The following is a 17,796-nucleotide window of genomic DNA, read 5'->3' on the forward strand; positions in this document are numbered from 1 at the left end:
AATGGTTATTGTATTTATTGATTTTTTTTCCTGATGAGGCGATTTATTGACAGTGCTTTGGGGCGAGTCTTTAATGGCAAGTGTAACTATTTATTTCGCCTGTCAGGCGGCTCGATTGCTGAGTTCACTGTGGCCCCGGCGAAGCAATAATTAAAGCTAGGGTGCAGATCATGGGTACCTTCTCGCGAGTCTTCTTCCATAGGGCGAATCCGCCCACCTCGTTGCACCTAACCGAACTTCACGGTCCGCCGGGCCGATGACCCCGGCGCCGGCATCACTCTGCCGGCGCCGTCAGGGATAGAACCGCCTGCTGAAGAGCATGGATCACGCTAGCACCAGCGTGCTTCAAGGTGGGCGTCATCTAGTCCCCCAAATCCCGAAGTCAAGTCGAAAGCGTGGAGCCCTGTCCTTGCTGCCATGGCGCACGCCCCTACTCAGTCGGAATCGAGGAATCAGCAAATGGCCAACTTCAACCTGTCGGACCTGGATTTCATCCTCCAGCAAATCTTCATCGCCGAAGCCCACGCTTCCGGTGAAGACCTACGTGACCTACTGCCCAACGTGCAGGTGCCTTTCGGTCTGCGCACCATCGACGGCTCCTTCAACAACCTGTTCGCCGGCCAGACCGAGTTCGGCGCCGCAGACAATATCTTCCCGCGCCTGCTCGACCCGGCCTTCCGCCCAGCGGAGGCGGGGACCTCCTATACCCAGACCACCGGCACGGTGATCGACAGCCAGCCGCGCACCATCAGCAACCTGCTGGTCGACATGACCGACAACAACCCGGCGGCCGTGGCCGCCGCCGCACAGACCCCGGGTTCGGCCACAGTGGTCAGCCCCGGCCTCGATGGCCTGTTCGGAACCGCTGACGACACCCCGACCCTGTACATTCCGAACACTTCGCCGGACGCCGGGCTGTCCGCGCCCTTCAATGCCTGGATGACCTTCTTCGGACAATTCTTCGACCATGGTCTGGACCTGGTGACCAAGGGCGGCAACGACATCATCTTCATCCCGCTGCAGTCGGACGATCCACGCTTCGTGGACGACAGCCCGACCAACTTCATGGTCCTGACCCGCGCCACCCAGTTTGGTGGCCCCGGGTTGAACCAGAACACCACCTCGCCCTTCGTCGACCAGAACCAGACCTACAGCTCGCATCCCTCGCACCAGGTGTTCCTGCGCGCCTATGAGCTGAACGCCAACGGCGAACCCGTGGCTACCGGTACATTGATCACCAATCGCAACTTGGGCGCCGATGGCGATTTCGGCACCGCCGACGACGTGGAAATCGGTGGCATGGCTACCTGGGCGGTGGTCAAGGCGCAGGCCCGCGACATCCTCGGGATCAACCTGACCGACGCCAATGTGTTCGATGTGCCACTGCTGGCCACCGACCCCTATGGCAACTTCATCAAGGGGCCCAACGGCTTCCCGCAAGTGGTGATGAAAGGGGCGGACGGCTTGGTCGGCACCGCCGACGACTTCCTGGTGGAAGGCAACCCGCTGGCCCCCGTCGACCTGACCAACGCGGTCGGCACAGGCCACCAGTTCCTGATCGACATCGCCCACAGCGCAGACCCCACCGGTGGCCTGACGGCAGACGCCGACGCCATCATCAACATCGGCACTCCGCCTGCGGCGGGCACCTACGACAACGAACTGCTGGATGCCCACTTCATAGCCGGTGACGGCCGGGTCAACGAAAACATCGGCCTGACCACCGTGCATCACGTGTTCCACTCCGAGCACAACCGCCTGGTGGAACAGGCCAAGAGCACCCTGCTGGCCTCGGGCAACCTGGCCGAACTGACGCCCTGGCTGATGCCCGGCACCGCGCCGGGCGCGTTCCCGACCACCCAAGCCGCGATCGACACCCTGCAGTGGAACGGCGAGCGGCTGTTCCAGGCTGCCAAGTTCGGCACCGAGATGCAGTACCAGCACCTGGTGTTCGAGGAGTTCGCCCGCACTATTCAGCCCCAGGTGGACGAGTTCCTGGCGCCTACCGGCTATGACACCACCATTGACGCGTCGATCGTCGCCGAGTTCGCCCACACGGTTTACCGCTTCGGCCACTCGATGCTGACCGAGACGGTCGATCGCTTCGACCCGAACTTCAATCCGGTAACGGCAGACCCGCTGCACCCGACCAACGACCAGCAGATGGGCCTGATCGCCGCCTTCCTCAACCCCCTGGCGTTCGCGGCCAGCGGGCCGAGCGCCGAGGCAGCCGCGGGCGCCATCGTGCGTGGCCTGACCCGCACCGTGGGTAACGAAATCGACGAGTTCGTCACCGAGGCCCTGCGCAACAACTTAGTGGGCCTGCCGCTCGACCTGGCCGCCATCAACATCGCTCGTGGCCGCGACGCCGGCATTCCGTCCCTGAACGCCGCGCGCCGTGAGTTCTTCCACATGACCGGCGACGGACAGCTGACCCCATACAGCAGCTGGGTGGACTTCGCCGACCACCTGAAACACCCGGAGTCGCTGATCAACTTCATTGCCGCCTACGGCACCCACGCCAGCATCACCGGCGCTGACACCATGGCCGCCAAGCGAGCCGCTGCCACCCTGTTGGTACTCGGCGGCGCCGGAGAACCGGGCGACCGCCTGGACTTCCTGCACAGCACCGGCATCTGGGCCAGTGATGCTAACGGGGTGACTATCACCGGCCTTGACCTGGTGGACTTCTGGATCGGCGGCCTGGCCGAAGAGAAGATGCCCTTCGGCGGCATGCTCGGCTCCAGCTTCAACTTCGTCTTCGAGACCCAGTTGGAGGCACTACAGAACGGCGACCGCTTCTACTACCTGTCGCGCACGGCGGGGATGAACTTCGGTACCGAGCTGGAGAACAACTCCTTCGCCAAGCTGGTGATGAACAACACCGACGCCATTCACCTGCCCAATTTGATCTTCGTCACCCCGAGCTTGACCCTGGAGGTCAACCAGGGCATCCAGCACACCGGCTTAGGCGCAACCGGCCGCGACGACCCCACCGGCGGCATCCTCATCAACGGCGTGGAGATCACCCCGCTGGTGATCCGCGACAACCCGGACACCACCGGGCCTGATACCAACTACCTGCGCTACACCGGTGCGGATCATGTGGTTCTCGGCGGCACCGCCGGCAACGACATCATCGTGTCCAGCGAAGGCGACGACAATCTCTACGGCGACGGTGGCAATGACCGTCTCGAGGGCGGCTACGGCAACGACACCCTGCTGGGCGGCGATGGCGACGACATCCTCACCGATGCCGGCGGCGACAACCGCATGGAGGGCGGTGCCGGCAATGACGTGATCCACGCGGGCAGCATGATGGCCGGCAGCGTTGCCGGCCATCTGCTCCTCGGCGGCGATGGCAAGGACTTCATCGTCTCGGTCGAGGATATCGCCATCATCTTCGGTGGCCAGGGCGACGACTTCATCTACAGCGCCAAGACCAGCCTGCCGCCCACCGGCAACGAGGGTGACGACTGGATCGAAAAGGGCACCCAGGACGGCGCGCCGGGGGACAACTTCGCCCCCCTGCTGGAAGACAACATCATCGGTAATGACATCTTCGTCGGTGGCGGCGGCTTCGACGAGATGATCGGGGAGGGCGGCGACGACATCTTCGTCGGCAGCGATGCCCAGGACAAGATGGACGGCATGTCCGGCTATGACTGGGTCACCTACAAGAGCGACAGAATCGGTGTGACCGCCGATCTGTCCCTGGCGGCCTTCCTCGGTATCGGCGAGGTGGGGCAGCACATCGCCCTGCCGGTGGCGCAGTCGCCGGCTTCGATCTTCGACCGCTTCGCCGAAGTGGAAGGCCTCTCGGGGTCCGACTTCGCCGATATCCTACGCGGCGACGACGTAAACCCGAGCAATATAGTTAACCATGGCGGGGCCACCGGCAGCGCGCTGACCAACCTCGATCTGATCGCAGGTCTGCGAGCGTTTGTCGGTACCGCCGCGGCGGGCGCCGACGGCAACACCGGTACCGCGGACGACGTGTTCGACGGCGGCAACATCATCCTCGGCGGCAGCGGCAGCGACCTCCTCGAAGGGCGCGGTGGCAATGACCTGATCGATGGCGACTTGTGGCTGAACGTGCGCATCAGCATTCGTGATGCTGCTGGCAACGAGATCGGCAGCACCGACAGCATGGTCGGCGTGATCGAGAACAAGTCGGGCATCCTTGCCGGTACCGCGGCCAATCTGACCCTGATGTCGGCCGTGCTGAACGGCACCATCAACCCCGGCCAATTGGTGGCCGTGCGCGAACTGTTGACCGGTGAAGCGGAGTTCGACACCGCCATCTTCTCGGGCAACCGCGCCGACTACAGCATCGCCATCGACGACAACGGCACCGCGGGCGACCTCACCGATGACATAGTCACGGTCATTGATGATGTCGGCGACGACGGCACTGACCGCCTGACCCATATCGAACGGCTGCAGTTCGCCGACCAGTCGGTGGTCCTGGCTCCCGGCCTGAACGCCGAACCCAGCGGCTCGCTGAGCATCACCGACAATAACGGCGGCGACCTGCAGGTGGGCGACTTCCTCACCGTCTCGGCCCTGGACGTCAACGACACCGACAATCCCGGTGGCGCCATCTCCGATGTCAACTACATCTGGCAGGTGGAGCGTGTGCCCGCCTCGGGCATCTTCGAGGACATCATCGAAGTGCCGGCTGGCGACCTGGCCTTCATCAGCGCCAACGGCATCCGTTACCGCGTCACCCCGGACGTGGCGGGCCTGTCGATTCGGGTGAAAGGCGTCTACCAGGATGCCAACGGGGTGACCGAACAGGTGTTCTCGGCACCCACCGTCGCCGTGGCGCCCTTCACCCCGCCGACGCCGACCACGGCAGTGGAGCAGGGCCCGGCGATCACCGCCGGCGGTCCCGGCGTGCAGCTGGTGCGTGGCGACCTGGACTTCATCCTCGACCAGATCCGCATCGCCGAAGCTCATGCCGCCGGCGCCGACCTGCTGTCCCTGGTACCCAACCTGCGCATCGCGGCCGGCTTGCGCACGGTCACCGGCGAGCTCAACAACCTGCTGAACTTCTCCGGCATCGACCAGAGCCAGTTCGGCGCCGCCGACAACGCCTTCCCGCGGCTGCTGCCGCCAGAGTTCCGCGACGAGCAGGACGAGGCGCCCTTCCTCGGGGAGACCAACACCAACTACAACTCCTCCACCAATGTGGTCGACAGCGACCCACGTACCATCTCCAATCTGATCGTCGACCAGACCAACAACAACCCGGCGGCCGTAGCCGCGGCGTCGGGCACCGACGGCGCCACCCTGGTGACCAGCCCGGGTCTGGATGGCCTGTTCGGCACGGCCGATGACCAGCAGGTGAACTTCATCCCGAACGCCGCCCCCGACGCCGGGCTGACCGCGCCCTTCAACGCCTGGATGACCTTCTTCGGGCAGTTCTTCGACCATGGCCTGGACCTGGTGACCAAGGGCGGCAACGGCACCGTGTACATCCCGTTGCAGCCGGACGACCCGCGTTTCGTCGCCGGCAGCCCGACCAACTTCATGGTGCTGACCCGCGCCACTCAGGTCGACGGCCAGCCGGGGGTGAACGAGAACACCACCTCGCCCTTCGTCGACCAGAACCAAACCTACAGCTCGCACCCTTCGCACCAGGTGTTCCTGCGCGCGTACGTCTCCACGGCCAATGGTCCCGTGGCAACCGGTGAGCTGATCACCAACCGCAACTTGGGTGTCGATGGCGAGTTCGGCACTGACGACGACGTGGAAATCGGTGGCATGGCCACCTGGGCGGTGGTCAAGGCCCAGGCGCGCGACATCCTCGGGATCGACCTGACCGATGCCAACGTGTTCGACGTACCACTGCTGGCCACCGACGCCTACGGCAACTTCATCAAGGGGCCCAACGGCTTCCCGCAGGTAGTGTTCTCCGGGCTGGACGGGCTGCCGGGCACCGATGATGATGTGCTGGTCGAAGGCAACCCGGCCGCCAACGGAGGTCTGGGTATCAGCCTGGCCGGCGCGGTCGGCACCGGGCATCAGTTCCTCAGCGACATCGCCCATGCCGCCGACCCCTCGGCCGCACCGGGGCTAGTGCGGGATGGCGATGGCTTGATCAACAGCCAGGCCGGAGTCCCGCAGCCGGCCGGTACCTACGACGGCGAACTGCTGGACGCCCACTACATCGCCGGCGACGGCCGGGTCAACGAGAACATCGGCCTGACCTCCGTGCATGCGATCTTCCACTCCGAGCACAACCGCTTGGTGGAGCAGACCAAGAGCACGGTGCTGGCCAGCAATGACCTGGCGTTCATCAACGAGTGGCTGCTGACTCCGGTCACTGCCTTCCCGACCACCCCGGCGGGGGTCGATGCTCTGCAGTGGAACGGCGAGCGGCTGTTCCAGACCGCCAAGTTCGGTACCGAGATGCAGTACCAGCACTTGGTGTTCGAGGAATTCGCGCGGACCATCCAGCCGAACATCGACCTGTTCTTCGCGCCGACCCAGGTCTATGACGTCAATCTCGATCCCTCGATCGTCGCCGAGTTCGCCCACACGGTTTACCGCTTCGGCCACTCGATGCTGACCGAGACGGTGGATCGCTTCGACGCCAACTTCAACCCGGTGACGGTGGATCCGCTGCACCCGACCAACGACCAGCAACTGGGCCTGATCGCCGCCTTCCTCAACCCCCTGGCCTACGCCGCCAGCGGGGTGACCCCGGAAGACGCCACCAGCGCCATCGTGCGTGGCCTGACCCGCACGGTGGGCAACGAGATCGACGAGTTCGTCACCGAGGCGCTGCGCAACAACCTGGTGGGCCTGCCGCTGGATCTGGCGGCGTTGAACATCGCCCGCGGTCGCGACGCCGGTGTACCGAGCCTCAACCATGCTCGTGCGCAGTTCTTTGAGGCCACCGGCGACAGCAACCTGAAGCCCTACATCAGTTGGGCCGACATGGTAATGCACCTCAAGCATCCGGAGTCGCTGATCAACTTCATCGCGGCCTATGGCACCCATGACTCCATAGACGTGACGGCCACCACCCTGGCCGAGAAGCGCGTCGCAGCGACCGCCATCGTCCTGGGTGGGGCAGGGGCGCCGGCCGACCGACTGGACTTCCTCAACGGCACGGGTACCTGGGCCGGGGTGGAAACCGGTCTCAACCTGGTGGACTTCTGGATCGGCGGCCTAGCCGAGGAGCAGACCCCCTTCGGCGGCATGCTCGGCTCGACCTTCAATTTCGTGTTCGAGAACCAGCTGGAAAAACTCCAGGACGGTGACCGCTTCTACTACCTGGAGCGCACCGCCGGCCTGAACTTCAACACCGAGCTGGAGGGCAATTCCTTTGCCAAGCTGATCATGGCCAACACCCATGCCACCCACCTGGCGAGCGTGGTCTTCCTGACCCCGGGTTTCACCTTCGAGGTCAACCCGCTGCTGCAGCACACTGGCCTTGGCGCCAGCGGGAGGGACGACCCGCTGGGCGACAATCCGCTGCTGCCGCCGGTGACCCGCGACAACCCGGCGACTGTGGGGAGCGACAGCAACTACCTGAAGTACAGCGGAGTGGAGCATGTGGTGCTGGGCGGTAGCGCCGTTGCCGACATCCTGATTTCCAGCGAGGGGGATGACACCCTCTATGGCGACGGCGGCAACGATCGGCTGGAGGGGGGCTACGGCAACGACTTCATCAATGGTGGCGACGGCGATGACATCATCACGGACGTAGGTGGCGACGACAACATCAAGGGTGAAAACGGCAACGACGTGATCCAGGGGGGCAATGGCGTCAACCTGCTCTTCGGTGGTTTCGGCAGCGACTTCATCATCACCGGTGAAGACGCCAGCGAAGCCTTTGGCGGCCAGGGCAACGACTTCATCCTGGGCTCCAAGGCCAACGAGCAGGACATGGGCAACGAGGGTGACGACTGGATGGAACTCGGCGCCTTCGACGGCGCGCCGGGGGACAACTTCGACCCCTTCGGCAATGACCCGATCTCCGGCAACGATGTGTATATCGGCGGCGGCGAGAACGACAAGTTCAATGCCGAGGGCGGTGACGACATCATGGAGGGCGGTGCAGGGCAGGGTAACCGCTACATAGGCGCGTCGGGATTCGACTGGGCGATCTTCACGGGCGACCCCCATGGCGTGACCATCGACATCAGCGACCGCTTCTTCGACCAGCCGCCGATGCCGGGCTCGGGAGCTTCGGTGCTGACGCGTTTCGACTTCGTCGAGGGGCTGTCGGGATCGGCCTTGGCTGACGTGCTGCGCGGTGACGACTCCGACGCCACTACCTTGCCGACCGCGGGCGCGAAGGGCAGCGTGCTGACCAACATCGCGCTGATCTCCGGGTTGCAGGAGCTCCTGAATACGGCGCTTGGGACGGTCGCAGAGCCCTCGGTCTCGTTCTTCGACGGAGGCAACATCATCCTCGGTGGCAGCGGCAGCGACCTCATCGAAGGTCGCGGTGGTGACGACATCATCGACGGCGACAAGTGGATGAACGTACGCATCAGCGTGCACCAGAACCTCGACGGAACCGGTCCGGAAATCGCCAGCTTCAACAGCATGGCCGAGATGGTGCCGCTGATGATCAACGGCACCTATAACCCGGGGCAGCTCGTCATCGTCCGTGAGATCCTGACCGGCACTGACAACTTCGACACCGCGCTGTTCTCCGGTAATGCGTCGGAGTACACAGTCGCTGTCGATGGCAACGCCGTCATCGTGACCGACCTGGTGGCCGGGCGTGATGGCGTCGATCGCCTGACGGGCATCGAGCGTCTGCAGTTCGCTGACCAGGCGCAGGCCTCCGGTGTTGGCACCGCCACGAACAGCGCTCCTGTGGGGCGTCTGGCGATCCTCGATGCTACCACCGGTGCGCGTATCGATGCGCCTGTCGCCGGCCAGTTGTTGCGCGTCAGCAGCCAGTCGATACGCGACGCCAACAACCAGGGTGCGGCCAATGTGACCGGCGCGATTACCGGTCCGGTGGCTTACTACTGGCAGGTCGAAAACATCCCTGGCTCGGGCGTCTATGAAGACATCACCTTTGTCGCCGCCGGCGAGGTTTCGCGGGCGATCGGCGCCTCCTACCTGGTGGCGGACGATGTCGCCGGTCTGAATATCCGCGTTCGGGCGGTGTATCAGGATGCCAGTGGTACGCTGGAGATCGTCGACTCGTCGGCGAACAACGCACCGATCGCAGGGCCGGGCATCCTCGGGTTTGCGTTTCTGAACGAAGTGCTGACCGCCAACCTGACGACCCTCGTCGACGTCGATGGCCTCAGCAATCCGCAGTTCACCTTCCAGTGGCAGGAGACCAACGGGGTCAGCTTCGTCAACATCGCCGGAGCCACCGGTAGCACGTTCACGCTTGGCCAGGCTCAGATCGGCGATCAGGTGCGCGTGGTGGTCAGTTTCGTGGATGACTTCGGTGTGAGCGAAAGCGTCGCATCCGACGCCACGGCCCCGGTGCTCGTCGGTACTGTGTTTGCCGGTACCGCCGGTGCCGACATATGGATCGGCACGGCAGGCAATGATGTGGTCAACGGAGGTGATGGCAACGACATCATGAACGGCCAGGGTGGCAACGACATCATCAATGGTGACGCGGGCAATGACATTCTCGTCGGTGGTAACGGCAACGACACGATGGCCGGCGGTACTGGCAACGATATCTACGAAGTCACCTCCGTTGGGGACGTAGTGACCGAACTCGCCGGTGGCGGCAGCGACACGATCTGGACCTCGCTCGCGAGCTACACCCTGGGTGCCAACGTCGAGAATCTGTATTTCGGCGCAAGCGGCAATTTCAGGGCCACCGGTAACGCGCTCGACAACACGCTCGTGGGCGGTGCGGGTAACGACATTCTCATCGGCGGTAACGGTAACGACACGATGGCCGGCGGTACTGGCAACGATATCTACGAAGTCACCTCCGCTGGGGACGTGGTGACCGAACTCGCCGGTGCCGGCAGCGATACCGTCTGGACCTCGCTCGCGAGCTACACCCTGGGTGCCAACGTCGAGAATCTGTATTTCGGCGCAAGCGGCAATTTCAGGGCCACCGGTAACGCGCTCGACAACACGCTCGTGGGCGGTGCGGGTAACGACATTCTCATCGGCGGTAACGGTAACGACACGATGGCCGGCGGTGTCGGCAACGATGTCTACGAAGTCACCTCCGCTGGGGACGTGGTGACCGAACTCGTCGGTGCCGGCAGCGATACGATCTGGACCTCGCTCGCGACCTACACCCTGGGTGCCAACGTCGAGAATCTGTATTTCGGCGCAAGCGGCAATTTCAGGGCCACCGGTAACGCGCTCGACAACACGCTCGTGGGCGGTGCGGGTAACGACATTCTCATCGGCGGTAACGGTAACGACACGATGGCCGGCGGTACTGGCAACGATATCTACGAAGTCACCTCCGTTGGGGACGTAGTGACCGAGCTCGCCGGTGCCGGTAACGATACGGTCTGGACCTCGCTCTTGAGCTACACCCTGGGTGCCAACGTCGAGAATCTGTATTTCGGCGCAAGCGGCAACTTCGCGGGCACTGGTAATGCGCTCAACAACACGATCGTGGGTGGTGCGGGTAACGACACACTCAACGGTGGCGGTGGTGGCGACACCATCATCGGTGGCGCAGGTGCTGACACGATGGCCGGCGGTATTGGCAACGATGTCTACGAGGTCACCTCCGTTGGGGACGTAGTGACCGAGCTCGCCGGTGCAGGCTTGGATACGGTCTGGACCTCGCTCGCGAGCTACACGTTGGGTGCCGACGTCGAGAACCTGTTTTTCGGCGGCAGCGGCAACTTCGCGAGCACCGGCAATGCACTCGCCAACGTGATCGTGGGCGGTGCGGGTAACGACGTCCTTACCGGTGGCGCAGGGAACGACTCGATGGTCGGTGGACTTGGCAACGATACTTTCATGTTTGCCGCGGGTTTCGGCAACGACTCTATCCAGGGCTTCGACGTCGATCCTGCCGGAGGACAGGACTTGCTCAACATCGCAGCGCTCGGAGTCACTGCGGCGAACTTTGCTGCCAACGTAATCATCGCTGATGACGGCGCGGACGCCTTGGTGACGGTCGGCGTGGACTCAATCCGCCTGGTTGGTATCGCCGACGCGACCACCGTGACCCAAACCGACTTTATCCTGGCGGGATGAGGAGGCCACCAAAGCGTAGCAAGGCATGAGCTGTGGCGGTGTGGGTCGAACCTAGTCGCTCCACACCGCGATTTAAAACCACAGCTACACAGATGATGGTAAGTAGGACTGTGGACTCTGTTCTCCTCAAGACGCTCCAACTGCTCCGCTACTTCCCGGAAGATACCGAAGTACCGGATCAAATCGTCGATTTCATGCGGGGCGAGCTCGGCCAGCACAGCAAGGTGAAGCTCGCGTCGTGAGTGAACACCAGCACCTGACGCGTCTCGGACCCACCACCGCAGCGGCGAGGTCGGCGACGAGCAGGACTGAGCCCTTTCACGCGTGGACGTAGCGCCCCGGCGCCGGCTCCAGCGCTGGATAGCGCTAGCTGCCGGCCGCCGCGGGTGCCGGACGCTCGGCCCCGGCACACTTGATCACCCAGTCCGCCCAGTGCTGCCACCAGATGCCCGGCTGCTCGCTGGCCTGCGCCAGCCAGTCGGCCGCCGTTATGGTCGGCGCTGGGCCGGTGAAGTGGCGCGCCTTAGGGTTGCTCGGCGGATTAACCAGGCCGGCGATGTGCCCGGCGTTGTTCAGCACGAAACTGCGCTGGCCGCCGAACAGCTGGGCCGTGCGGTAGCAGCCCTGCCAGGGCGTTATATGGTCGCCCTGGGCCGCCATGAAGTAACTGTCGCAGCGGATCGCTTCGGCACACAGCGGTGAGCCGAGCACACTCAGCTGCCCTCTAAGCAGGGGTTGTCGCGGAAGATCTCGAGGAACTGGCTGTGCAGCGCCGTCGGCAGGCGGGTGCCGTCGGCGTTCCAGGCGATTAGGTCGATCGCTGGCGGCGCCTCGCCCATCAGGTAGTTGTTGTGCCAGTAGTTCCACACCAGGTCGTTGGGTCGCAGCCAGGCGAAGGCTGCGCCCATGTCGCGGGCACTTAGCACTCCGGCCTTGGCGGCGCGCCAGCGGGCCAGCCTGAGCAGCGGCTTCGGCAAGGCGATACCGACGCGGATCGCACGGGTGGATGGAAGCCTGATGGCGATCGCCGGGCTATGGGAGCACCGGCGCGACGCAGCTGGTGAGGGCTCCTACAGCTTCACGATGCTGACGCTCAACGCCGACGATCCAACCACGCGCTGATGCGCAACTACCACAAGCCAGAGGATGAAAAGCGGATGGTGGTCATTTTGCCCAACGGCGCCATTCGTGATTGGTTGGCGGCATCAGCCAGGGAGAGTGTAGAGTTCATTCGGCAGTACCCCTGGTGTTCGCCGTGCTGCGCCTGTATTTCACTGATGACGCCGACCGCCAGCAGGTCATCGCCTTGCAGGACAAGTTCCAGCTGTGCCCGCTGAGCGCCTATGGCCTATCTGGATGGCAGGCGCCGGCCGCCCAGGTGTTTCACCGCTGGATGTGCAGGCCGACCCGCTGGCCGATTTCAAGGCCCTGCAACTGATGCTGCAGGAGTGTCCGCCGCCCAAGGCCGACACCGCGATTCTGGCCAGTTTTGCCGCCATCGGCCTCGGCCCTGGGCAACCCATGGGTTTCTCCGCGCTCGATAGCGATACCCGCCGCGGCCTGGAACACGCCGAGGCCGATGGCCGCGCCAAGGTGATCGCTACCGTCAGGGGCATGCCCGGCAGATTGTCGAGCAACGGTTGGCTGTATCCGCTGAAGCACATCGGTACTTACGGCGACGACTACCTGTACCGCGCCGGCATGGCCTTGTTGGGCACCGTGGCGTTGCCGATCGCGGAAACCATCTACCTGATGTACCAGAAGGACGCGACCGGCCAGCTGCTCGACGGCAACGCGCGCTATCGCGTGCATTTCCCCACCGGCGAGCTGCCCGCGGTCGAAGCCTTCTGGTCGATTCATCTGTATCGCTACGAGGGCTACACGGTGATCCCCAATTCGCTCAACCGCTATTCGCTGAGCAGTCGCTCGCACCTGCAGCAGGCGGCGGACGACTCCATCACCCTGTACCTGCAGGCCGACGACCCGGGCGGCGAGCAAAGCGCCAACTGGCTGCCGACCGAAGCCGGCAAGCCGTTCCTGATGATCTTGCGTGGCTACGAGCCGAAAGGCGCGTTTGCCGCCCTGACCTGGCCTGGGCCGAAGGTCAGCCGCGTCTGAGTTGCTGCGCGGTGCCCCAGTGTCGACGCTTGGGGCCACGCCCCCTCGAAGCCGCCCAGGATTAAACCCCCGGGGCGTTTTTTCATCTTGCTGGATCGGACCCTGGCGGCCATCCTGTGGCGTAACCGCCTCTTCGATCGATCCCCCGAGTTCATGAGCCAGCCCACCGCAACCCCTTCAACGCTGGCCCAGACCACCCTGGCCACCGTGGTGAGCGCCATCGCCAGTACCCTGCAGGGCGAGTACGGCATCGACCCGCAACCCGTGCTGCTGAGCGTCGGCATCGACCCGGCGGTGATGCAGGACAGCGAACGACGACTGACGGTGACTACGCTCAGCCCGCTGTGGCTGCGCTGTGTCGAGTTGACCGGCAATGAAGCCTTCGGTTTGCGCTCGGCCCGCTACTACCAGCCCGTCCAGTTCTATGGCGTCGACCTGGCGCTGTGCACCAGTGCCACGTTCGGCGAGGCGCTGCAACGGCATGTCCAGTTCATCCGCGTGCTGACCACCGCCGCCCTGCCGCAACTGCAGACCGAAGCCAACGGTGACCACCGCCTGGAGGTCCGTCGCCACGGTCCGCAACCCCCCGCGGATGCGGCGCTCGACTGCTTCTTCCATACCTTCTATATCCGCCTGTTTGAGCGCCAGACCGGCCTGTTGTCCCGGCAACTGTTGCGGCGCCTGGAGCTGCCCCGGCAAGCGCCCAAGGACCCCGCGCCCTGGCTGGCCCTGGGCGTGCCGGTGGTGTTCGGCTGCCCGTGCGGGGCCATGGTGTTCAAGGCCGAGGCCTGGAGCCTGCCGCTGCCCGGGGCCAATCCGCAGCTACTGGCGCAGTTGGAACAACCGATCCTGCGCCACCTGGCGTAACTCGGCTTGCCGCTGCCCGCCAGTGCCTTGCGCGCACGCCTGGCCGAGATGCTTACGGGCGAGCCCGACCTGGAACTGTTGGCCCGCGCGCTGGAAATCAGCCCGGCGCTGTTGAGCAGCAATCTGAGCCAGCAGGATCTGAGCTTCAACCAATTGCTCGACCAGGCCCGCGAGGCGCAAGCCTTGGTGTTGCTGGCCAATCCGGCCCTGAGCCTGGAACAGGTCGCCAGCCAACTCGGTTTCAGCAGCGCCAGCAGCCTGGGGCGCGCCTTTCGCCGCTGGCAGGACAACACGCCGTTGAATTATCGACGCCAAGTGCTCGGCTAACTCGAAACTGACGCCCCACTGCGGCGGCGGGGCTTGGTTCAAGCCCCGCTGACGGCCCACTCGCGCAGCACGTTCTTGGTCACCTTGCCGGCGGCATTCCGCGGCATGGCGTCGAGCAGCTGCACCCGGCGCGGCACCTTGTAGTTGGCCATCTGCACGCGGCACCAGGCGATCGCGCTGGCGCTGTCGAGCACCTGGCCGGGCGCCGGCAGCAGGAAGGCCATGGCCACCTTGCCGAGGCGTTCGTCGGCAATGCCGATCACCGCGGCCTGGGCCACGCCCGGGTAGCGCAGCAGGCTCTGCTCGATCTCCGCCGGATAGACGTTGAAGCCGCCGGTGATGAACATTGCTAGTCCATTCCGAGCCTCAACATGATGCTGCATCTGATTGGCCGCGTGCACGACCGTGACCTTGCGGCCGCCATCTCCGAAATGTTCATCTACGAACGCATCCGAAATGAACAGGATCACCAACGTGTGCCGATCAGGCATACGCTTGGCACCAACCAGCCGAAACTCCAGGAGATTGTCATGCTGATGGAGGCCAACCTGGAGGAACTTATCGAGCTCGACGAACTGGCATGCCACGTAGGCGTTTCACGTCGTCAGAAGAAGTAGACAAGGTCAGTTAGACCTTGTCTCTAATTCTTAGAACGGTAGTGGTGCTGCAATCGGCGTGACGGGCTGTTGCTCGGATGCCTAGGCCGGCCTTCAGCAGCTCAGCGACCCGCTTATGCAAGTCGGCGTCGACCGGGCGCCCCTTGTACATCCCTTCATCCTTGGCCTTCTTGATGCCTTGGGCCTGGCGCTCGCGACGCTGCTCGTAGTCCTTGCGCGCGATGGCGGCCATCATTTCCACTAGCATCGAGTTAATTGCGCCCAGCATGCGGCTGGTGAACTCGTCGCTCTTGCTGCTTTGCATACCCTGGTGACTGGTAGGCAGGTCGAGCGCGACTATGCGCAGGCCCTTTGAGTCGATGGCGGTCTTCAGCTTCTGCCAATCCTCAGCGGGGAGGCGGGAGAGGCGATCGATGGACTCCACCAGCAGCACGTCGCCCTTGCGCGCATCTTTCAGCAGGCGCAGCAGCTCCGGCCGGTCGGCCCGGGCGCCGCTGGCATTCTCCATGTATTCGGCAGCGATCACTCGATCATGGCTAGCAGCGAACTGCTCCAGTGCCTCGCGGGCGCGGCTGGCATCTTGCTCGACGGTGGAGGCGCGGAGGTAGGCGCGGACGAACATGTTTCCTTGCTCCTGTATCACTTGAGGTGCTTTTTAAATACTGTTGCACTTTGGGTGTTACTTTTCAAGGAGTCAGTGCGAAAAAATCCCTGTCCCTCTGTTTCTAATTAGGTATGCCTTTTTGGAACAGGCATGGTGGCTGGAGCTTCAGCGGTGAGCGCCAAACGGACGTGCTTGACCAGCACACACCGTAGTGACGACCGGCAGAGACCGACCCATAACGGTCATTGCTACGGCTTGAAATGTCGGTCTTCTTGAGATTCGACAACCAGGTAAGTTGTCAATTTGACTGTAGCAAGAGGGCCTCAAGGAGGCCCTCATCGCTAAGCTTAGTTGTAACTCAGTGCGCCACTACCGGCACCGTCACGGTTTTGCCGAAGGCCGATTTGATGGTCGCCGTCGGGCTCGGCGACGGGCCACTGCCGACGGTCGTCACCGCTATTCGCCAACGAGCGCCTACAGGCGTACGTGTCAGGGTGGCGGTGCCAAGGTTCACCGTACCGGTTGTGGTCGTGGCCGTCGCCGTCGCCGTGATGGTATTGCCCGTGCCACGCGAGGTGGTGCCGGACAGGACCCAGTAGTAGCGGTTGTTGCTGCGGGCGGTGACGGTAGCGCCGGTGACGATCAGGTTCTCGACGACCGCTGCCGAGACTGCCACGGACACCGTCGCCGGTGCCGATTCCGCACCCTTGGCATCGGCGGCCTTGTAGGTAAAGGTCGCGGTGAACGGTGCGGGGATCGTGGCCGGTGGTGTGTAGGTCACACGCAGACCATCGGTGCTGACCACACCCTTGCCGGAGTCCGGTTGCTCCAGGCCCACCACTTTAAGTGGCACGTTACCGTCAGGGTCGCTGTCGTTGGCCAGGACGTTGATGGTCACCGGTTGGCCGTTGCTGACGGCGCTGTCGGGGTTGGCGATCGGTTTTTGGTTATCGACGTCCTCGACACGTTTATCGCCAGTGCGGAAGGTTGGCAGCGCAGCGGAATTGACGTAGGTGACGCCGTCCCAGCCGGGCAGGGGCGCTGGCATCAACTGGAACTGGCCCGGATGCTCGATATCCCAGCGCAGCAGCATGGACGTGTCCTCGTGCTGGGTGTTGTGGCAGTGCTCCATGTAGGTCCCGGCAAATTCACGGAAGCGGATCGCAATGTCCACGTCCACCGAACTGTCGATGCCATCGCCGATGCGATAAACGTCCTTGCGGGCCCATTTTTCCCATTCCGGTGGTGCCTTGCCGTCACGGTTGAGGACGATGCCTTCTTCGAAATGCACGTGCACCGGGTGGTTCCAGCCGTTGCCGCCGTTCTTGATTTTCCACACTTCCAGGGTGCCATCGCCGGAGAACCCGGCAGGGGTCGGGCCGTTGGCCAGTTGCGGAGCGGCGCTGATGATTCGAGGGTCCATCTGGAAGCCTAAACCGCCGTCGGTCTTGATTGTCCAGGGTGCTTCGTCGGTGCCGTCGGAGCGGCCGAAGATGAACTCGCGATGTCGCGCCACCTTGAGCTTGGCCTGAACAGTCGGGTCGTCGCGGTTGAGGGTCAGCGCGATCATGGACTTGCCGGCCGGCTTGCCCGGTTTGGCGGGTTCGTAGTCGACGGGGTTCATGCTCACGTCCTGGCCGGCATAAGGCTGGACCACCATCTGCATGAACTTGCCCACCGCCGGGTCGCCGGCGTCCCATTCCAGCCCTTTGCTGCCCAGCTTGAGCACCGCCTTGTACTTGCCGGACAGAATATCGGCCAGGCTCAGCAGTGTTGCCTCCGGCCCCTTGCCGTCGTGGTGCTCCATCAGGTTGACGAAGTACAGTTTGTCGCCGGTGTTGATCCCGTTTTTCGCGAAGTTGACGATGATGTCGTAACGTTCGGCGATGCCCTGGGTGGGCAGGATGGCGTTGTGGTTCTGCAGGTCGCCGTCAGCATCCAGGTCCATGCTGCCATCGAACGGCACGGCGTGTTCCATGAGGTTGCCGTCGTTGGCGATCAAGTGGAACGGCACGCGGGTATAGGACAGGCCGGAACCTGCCGGGCCGGGGTATTCACCACCGGTGCCGACGACTTCACGCA

Annotated in this window: 8 protein-coding genes and 3 pseudogenes; 6 read left to right on the top strand and 5 right to left on the bottom strand. The window is 63.8% G+C overall.

Annotated elements, in window-relative coordinates; genetic code table 11:
* Positions 1 to 459 precede the first annotated feature (459 nt).
* Positions 460 to 11,181, top strand: a complete 10,722-nt coding sequence (locus BSF44_RS17550; protein WP_095944576.1) for a peroxidase family protein — start codon at positions 460 to 462, stop codon at positions 11,179 to 11,181.
* Positions 11,182 to 11,547: 366 nt separating this feature from the next.
* Here BSF44_RS17550 and BSF44_RS30355 read toward each other — a convergent pair whose 3' ends face one another.
* Both BSF44_RS30355 and BSF44_RS30360 read right to left on the bottom strand, forming a co-directional pair.
* A complete protein-coding gene (locus tag BSF44_RS30355) occupies positions 11,548 to 11,892 on the bottom strand; it encodes an alpha/beta hydrolase (protein ID WP_095944577.1) in 345 nt (114 codons plus the stop codon).
* A 2-nt stretch (positions 11,893 to 11,894) separates the two neighbouring features.
* Complete coding sequence (locus BSF44_RS30360) at positions 11,895 to 12,089, bottom strand: hypothetical protein (RefSeq protein WP_095944578.1); 195 nt, start codon at positions 12,087 to 12,089, stop codon at positions 11,895 to 11,897.
* 64 nt (positions 12,090 to 12,153) lie between these two features.
* Between BSF44_RS30360 and BSF44_RS30730 the strand changes: the two are divergent.
* From BSF44_RS30730 to BSF44_RS30370, 4 genes and pseudogenes are all read left to right on the top strand, one after another.
* Positions 12,154 to 12,425, top strand: a pseudogene (locus tag BSF44_RS30730) (SOS response-associated peptidase family protein); the annotation flags it as partial.
* 112 nt (positions 12,426 to 12,537) lie between these two features.
* A complete protein-coding gene (locus BSF44_RS17570; protein ID WP_095944580.1) occupies positions 12,538 to 13,299 on the top strand; it encodes a DUF1214 domain-containing protein in 762 nt (253 codons plus the stop codon).
* A gap of 153 nt (positions 13,300 to 13,452) precedes the next feature.
* Positions 13,453 to 14,166, top strand: a complete 714-nt coding sequence (locus BSF44_RS30365; protein ID WP_172435361.1) for an AraC family transcriptional regulator ligand-binding domain-containing protein — start codon at positions 13,453 to 13,455, stop codon at positions 14,164 to 14,166.
* A gap of 6 nt (positions 14,167 to 14,172) precedes the next feature.
* The gene (locus BSF44_RS30370) at positions 14,173 to 14,493 is read left to right on the top strand and encodes a helix-turn-helix domain-containing protein (RefSeq protein ID WP_172435362.1); all 321 of its coding nucleotides are present in this window, start codon (positions 14,173 to 14,175) and stop codon (positions 14,491 to 14,493) included.
* 38 nt (positions 14,494 to 14,531) lie between these two features.
* Here BSF44_RS30370 and BSF44_RS17580 read toward each other — a convergent pair.
* Positions 14,532 to 14,840, bottom strand: a pseudogene (locus BSF44_RS17580) (fatty acid--CoA ligase); the annotation flags it as partial.
* An 18-nt stretch (positions 14,841 to 14,858) separates the two neighbouring features.
* Between BSF44_RS17580 and BSF44_RS17585 the strand changes: the two are divergent.
* Positions 14,859 to 15,101 (top strand): annotated as a pseudogene (locus BSF44_RS17585) (GlxA family transcriptional regulator); the annotation flags it as partial.
* A gap of 19 nt (positions 15,102 to 15,120) precedes the next feature.
* Here BSF44_RS17585 and BSF44_RS17590 read toward each other — a convergent pair.
* Both BSF44_RS17590 and BSF44_RS17595 read right to left on the bottom strand, forming a co-directional pair.
* The gene (locus tag BSF44_RS17590) at positions 15,121 to 15,732 is read right to left on the bottom strand and encodes a recombinase family protein (protein ID WP_095944581.1); all 612 of its coding nucleotides are present in this window, start codon (positions 15,730 to 15,732) and stop codon (positions 15,121 to 15,123) included.
* Positions 15,733 to 16,072: 340 nt separating this feature from the next.
* A partial coding sequence (locus BSF44_RS17595; protein WP_150130706.1) for an Ig-like domain-containing protein occupies positions 16,073 to 17,796 on the bottom strand: 1,724 nt, incomplete at its 5' end.

Origin of the sequence: Pseudomonas sp. ACN8, from assembly GCF_002303925.1 — a bacterium.
Classification (GTDB): Bacteria; Pseudomonadota; Gammaproteobacteria; order Pseudomonadales; family Pseudomonadaceae; genus Aquipseudomonas.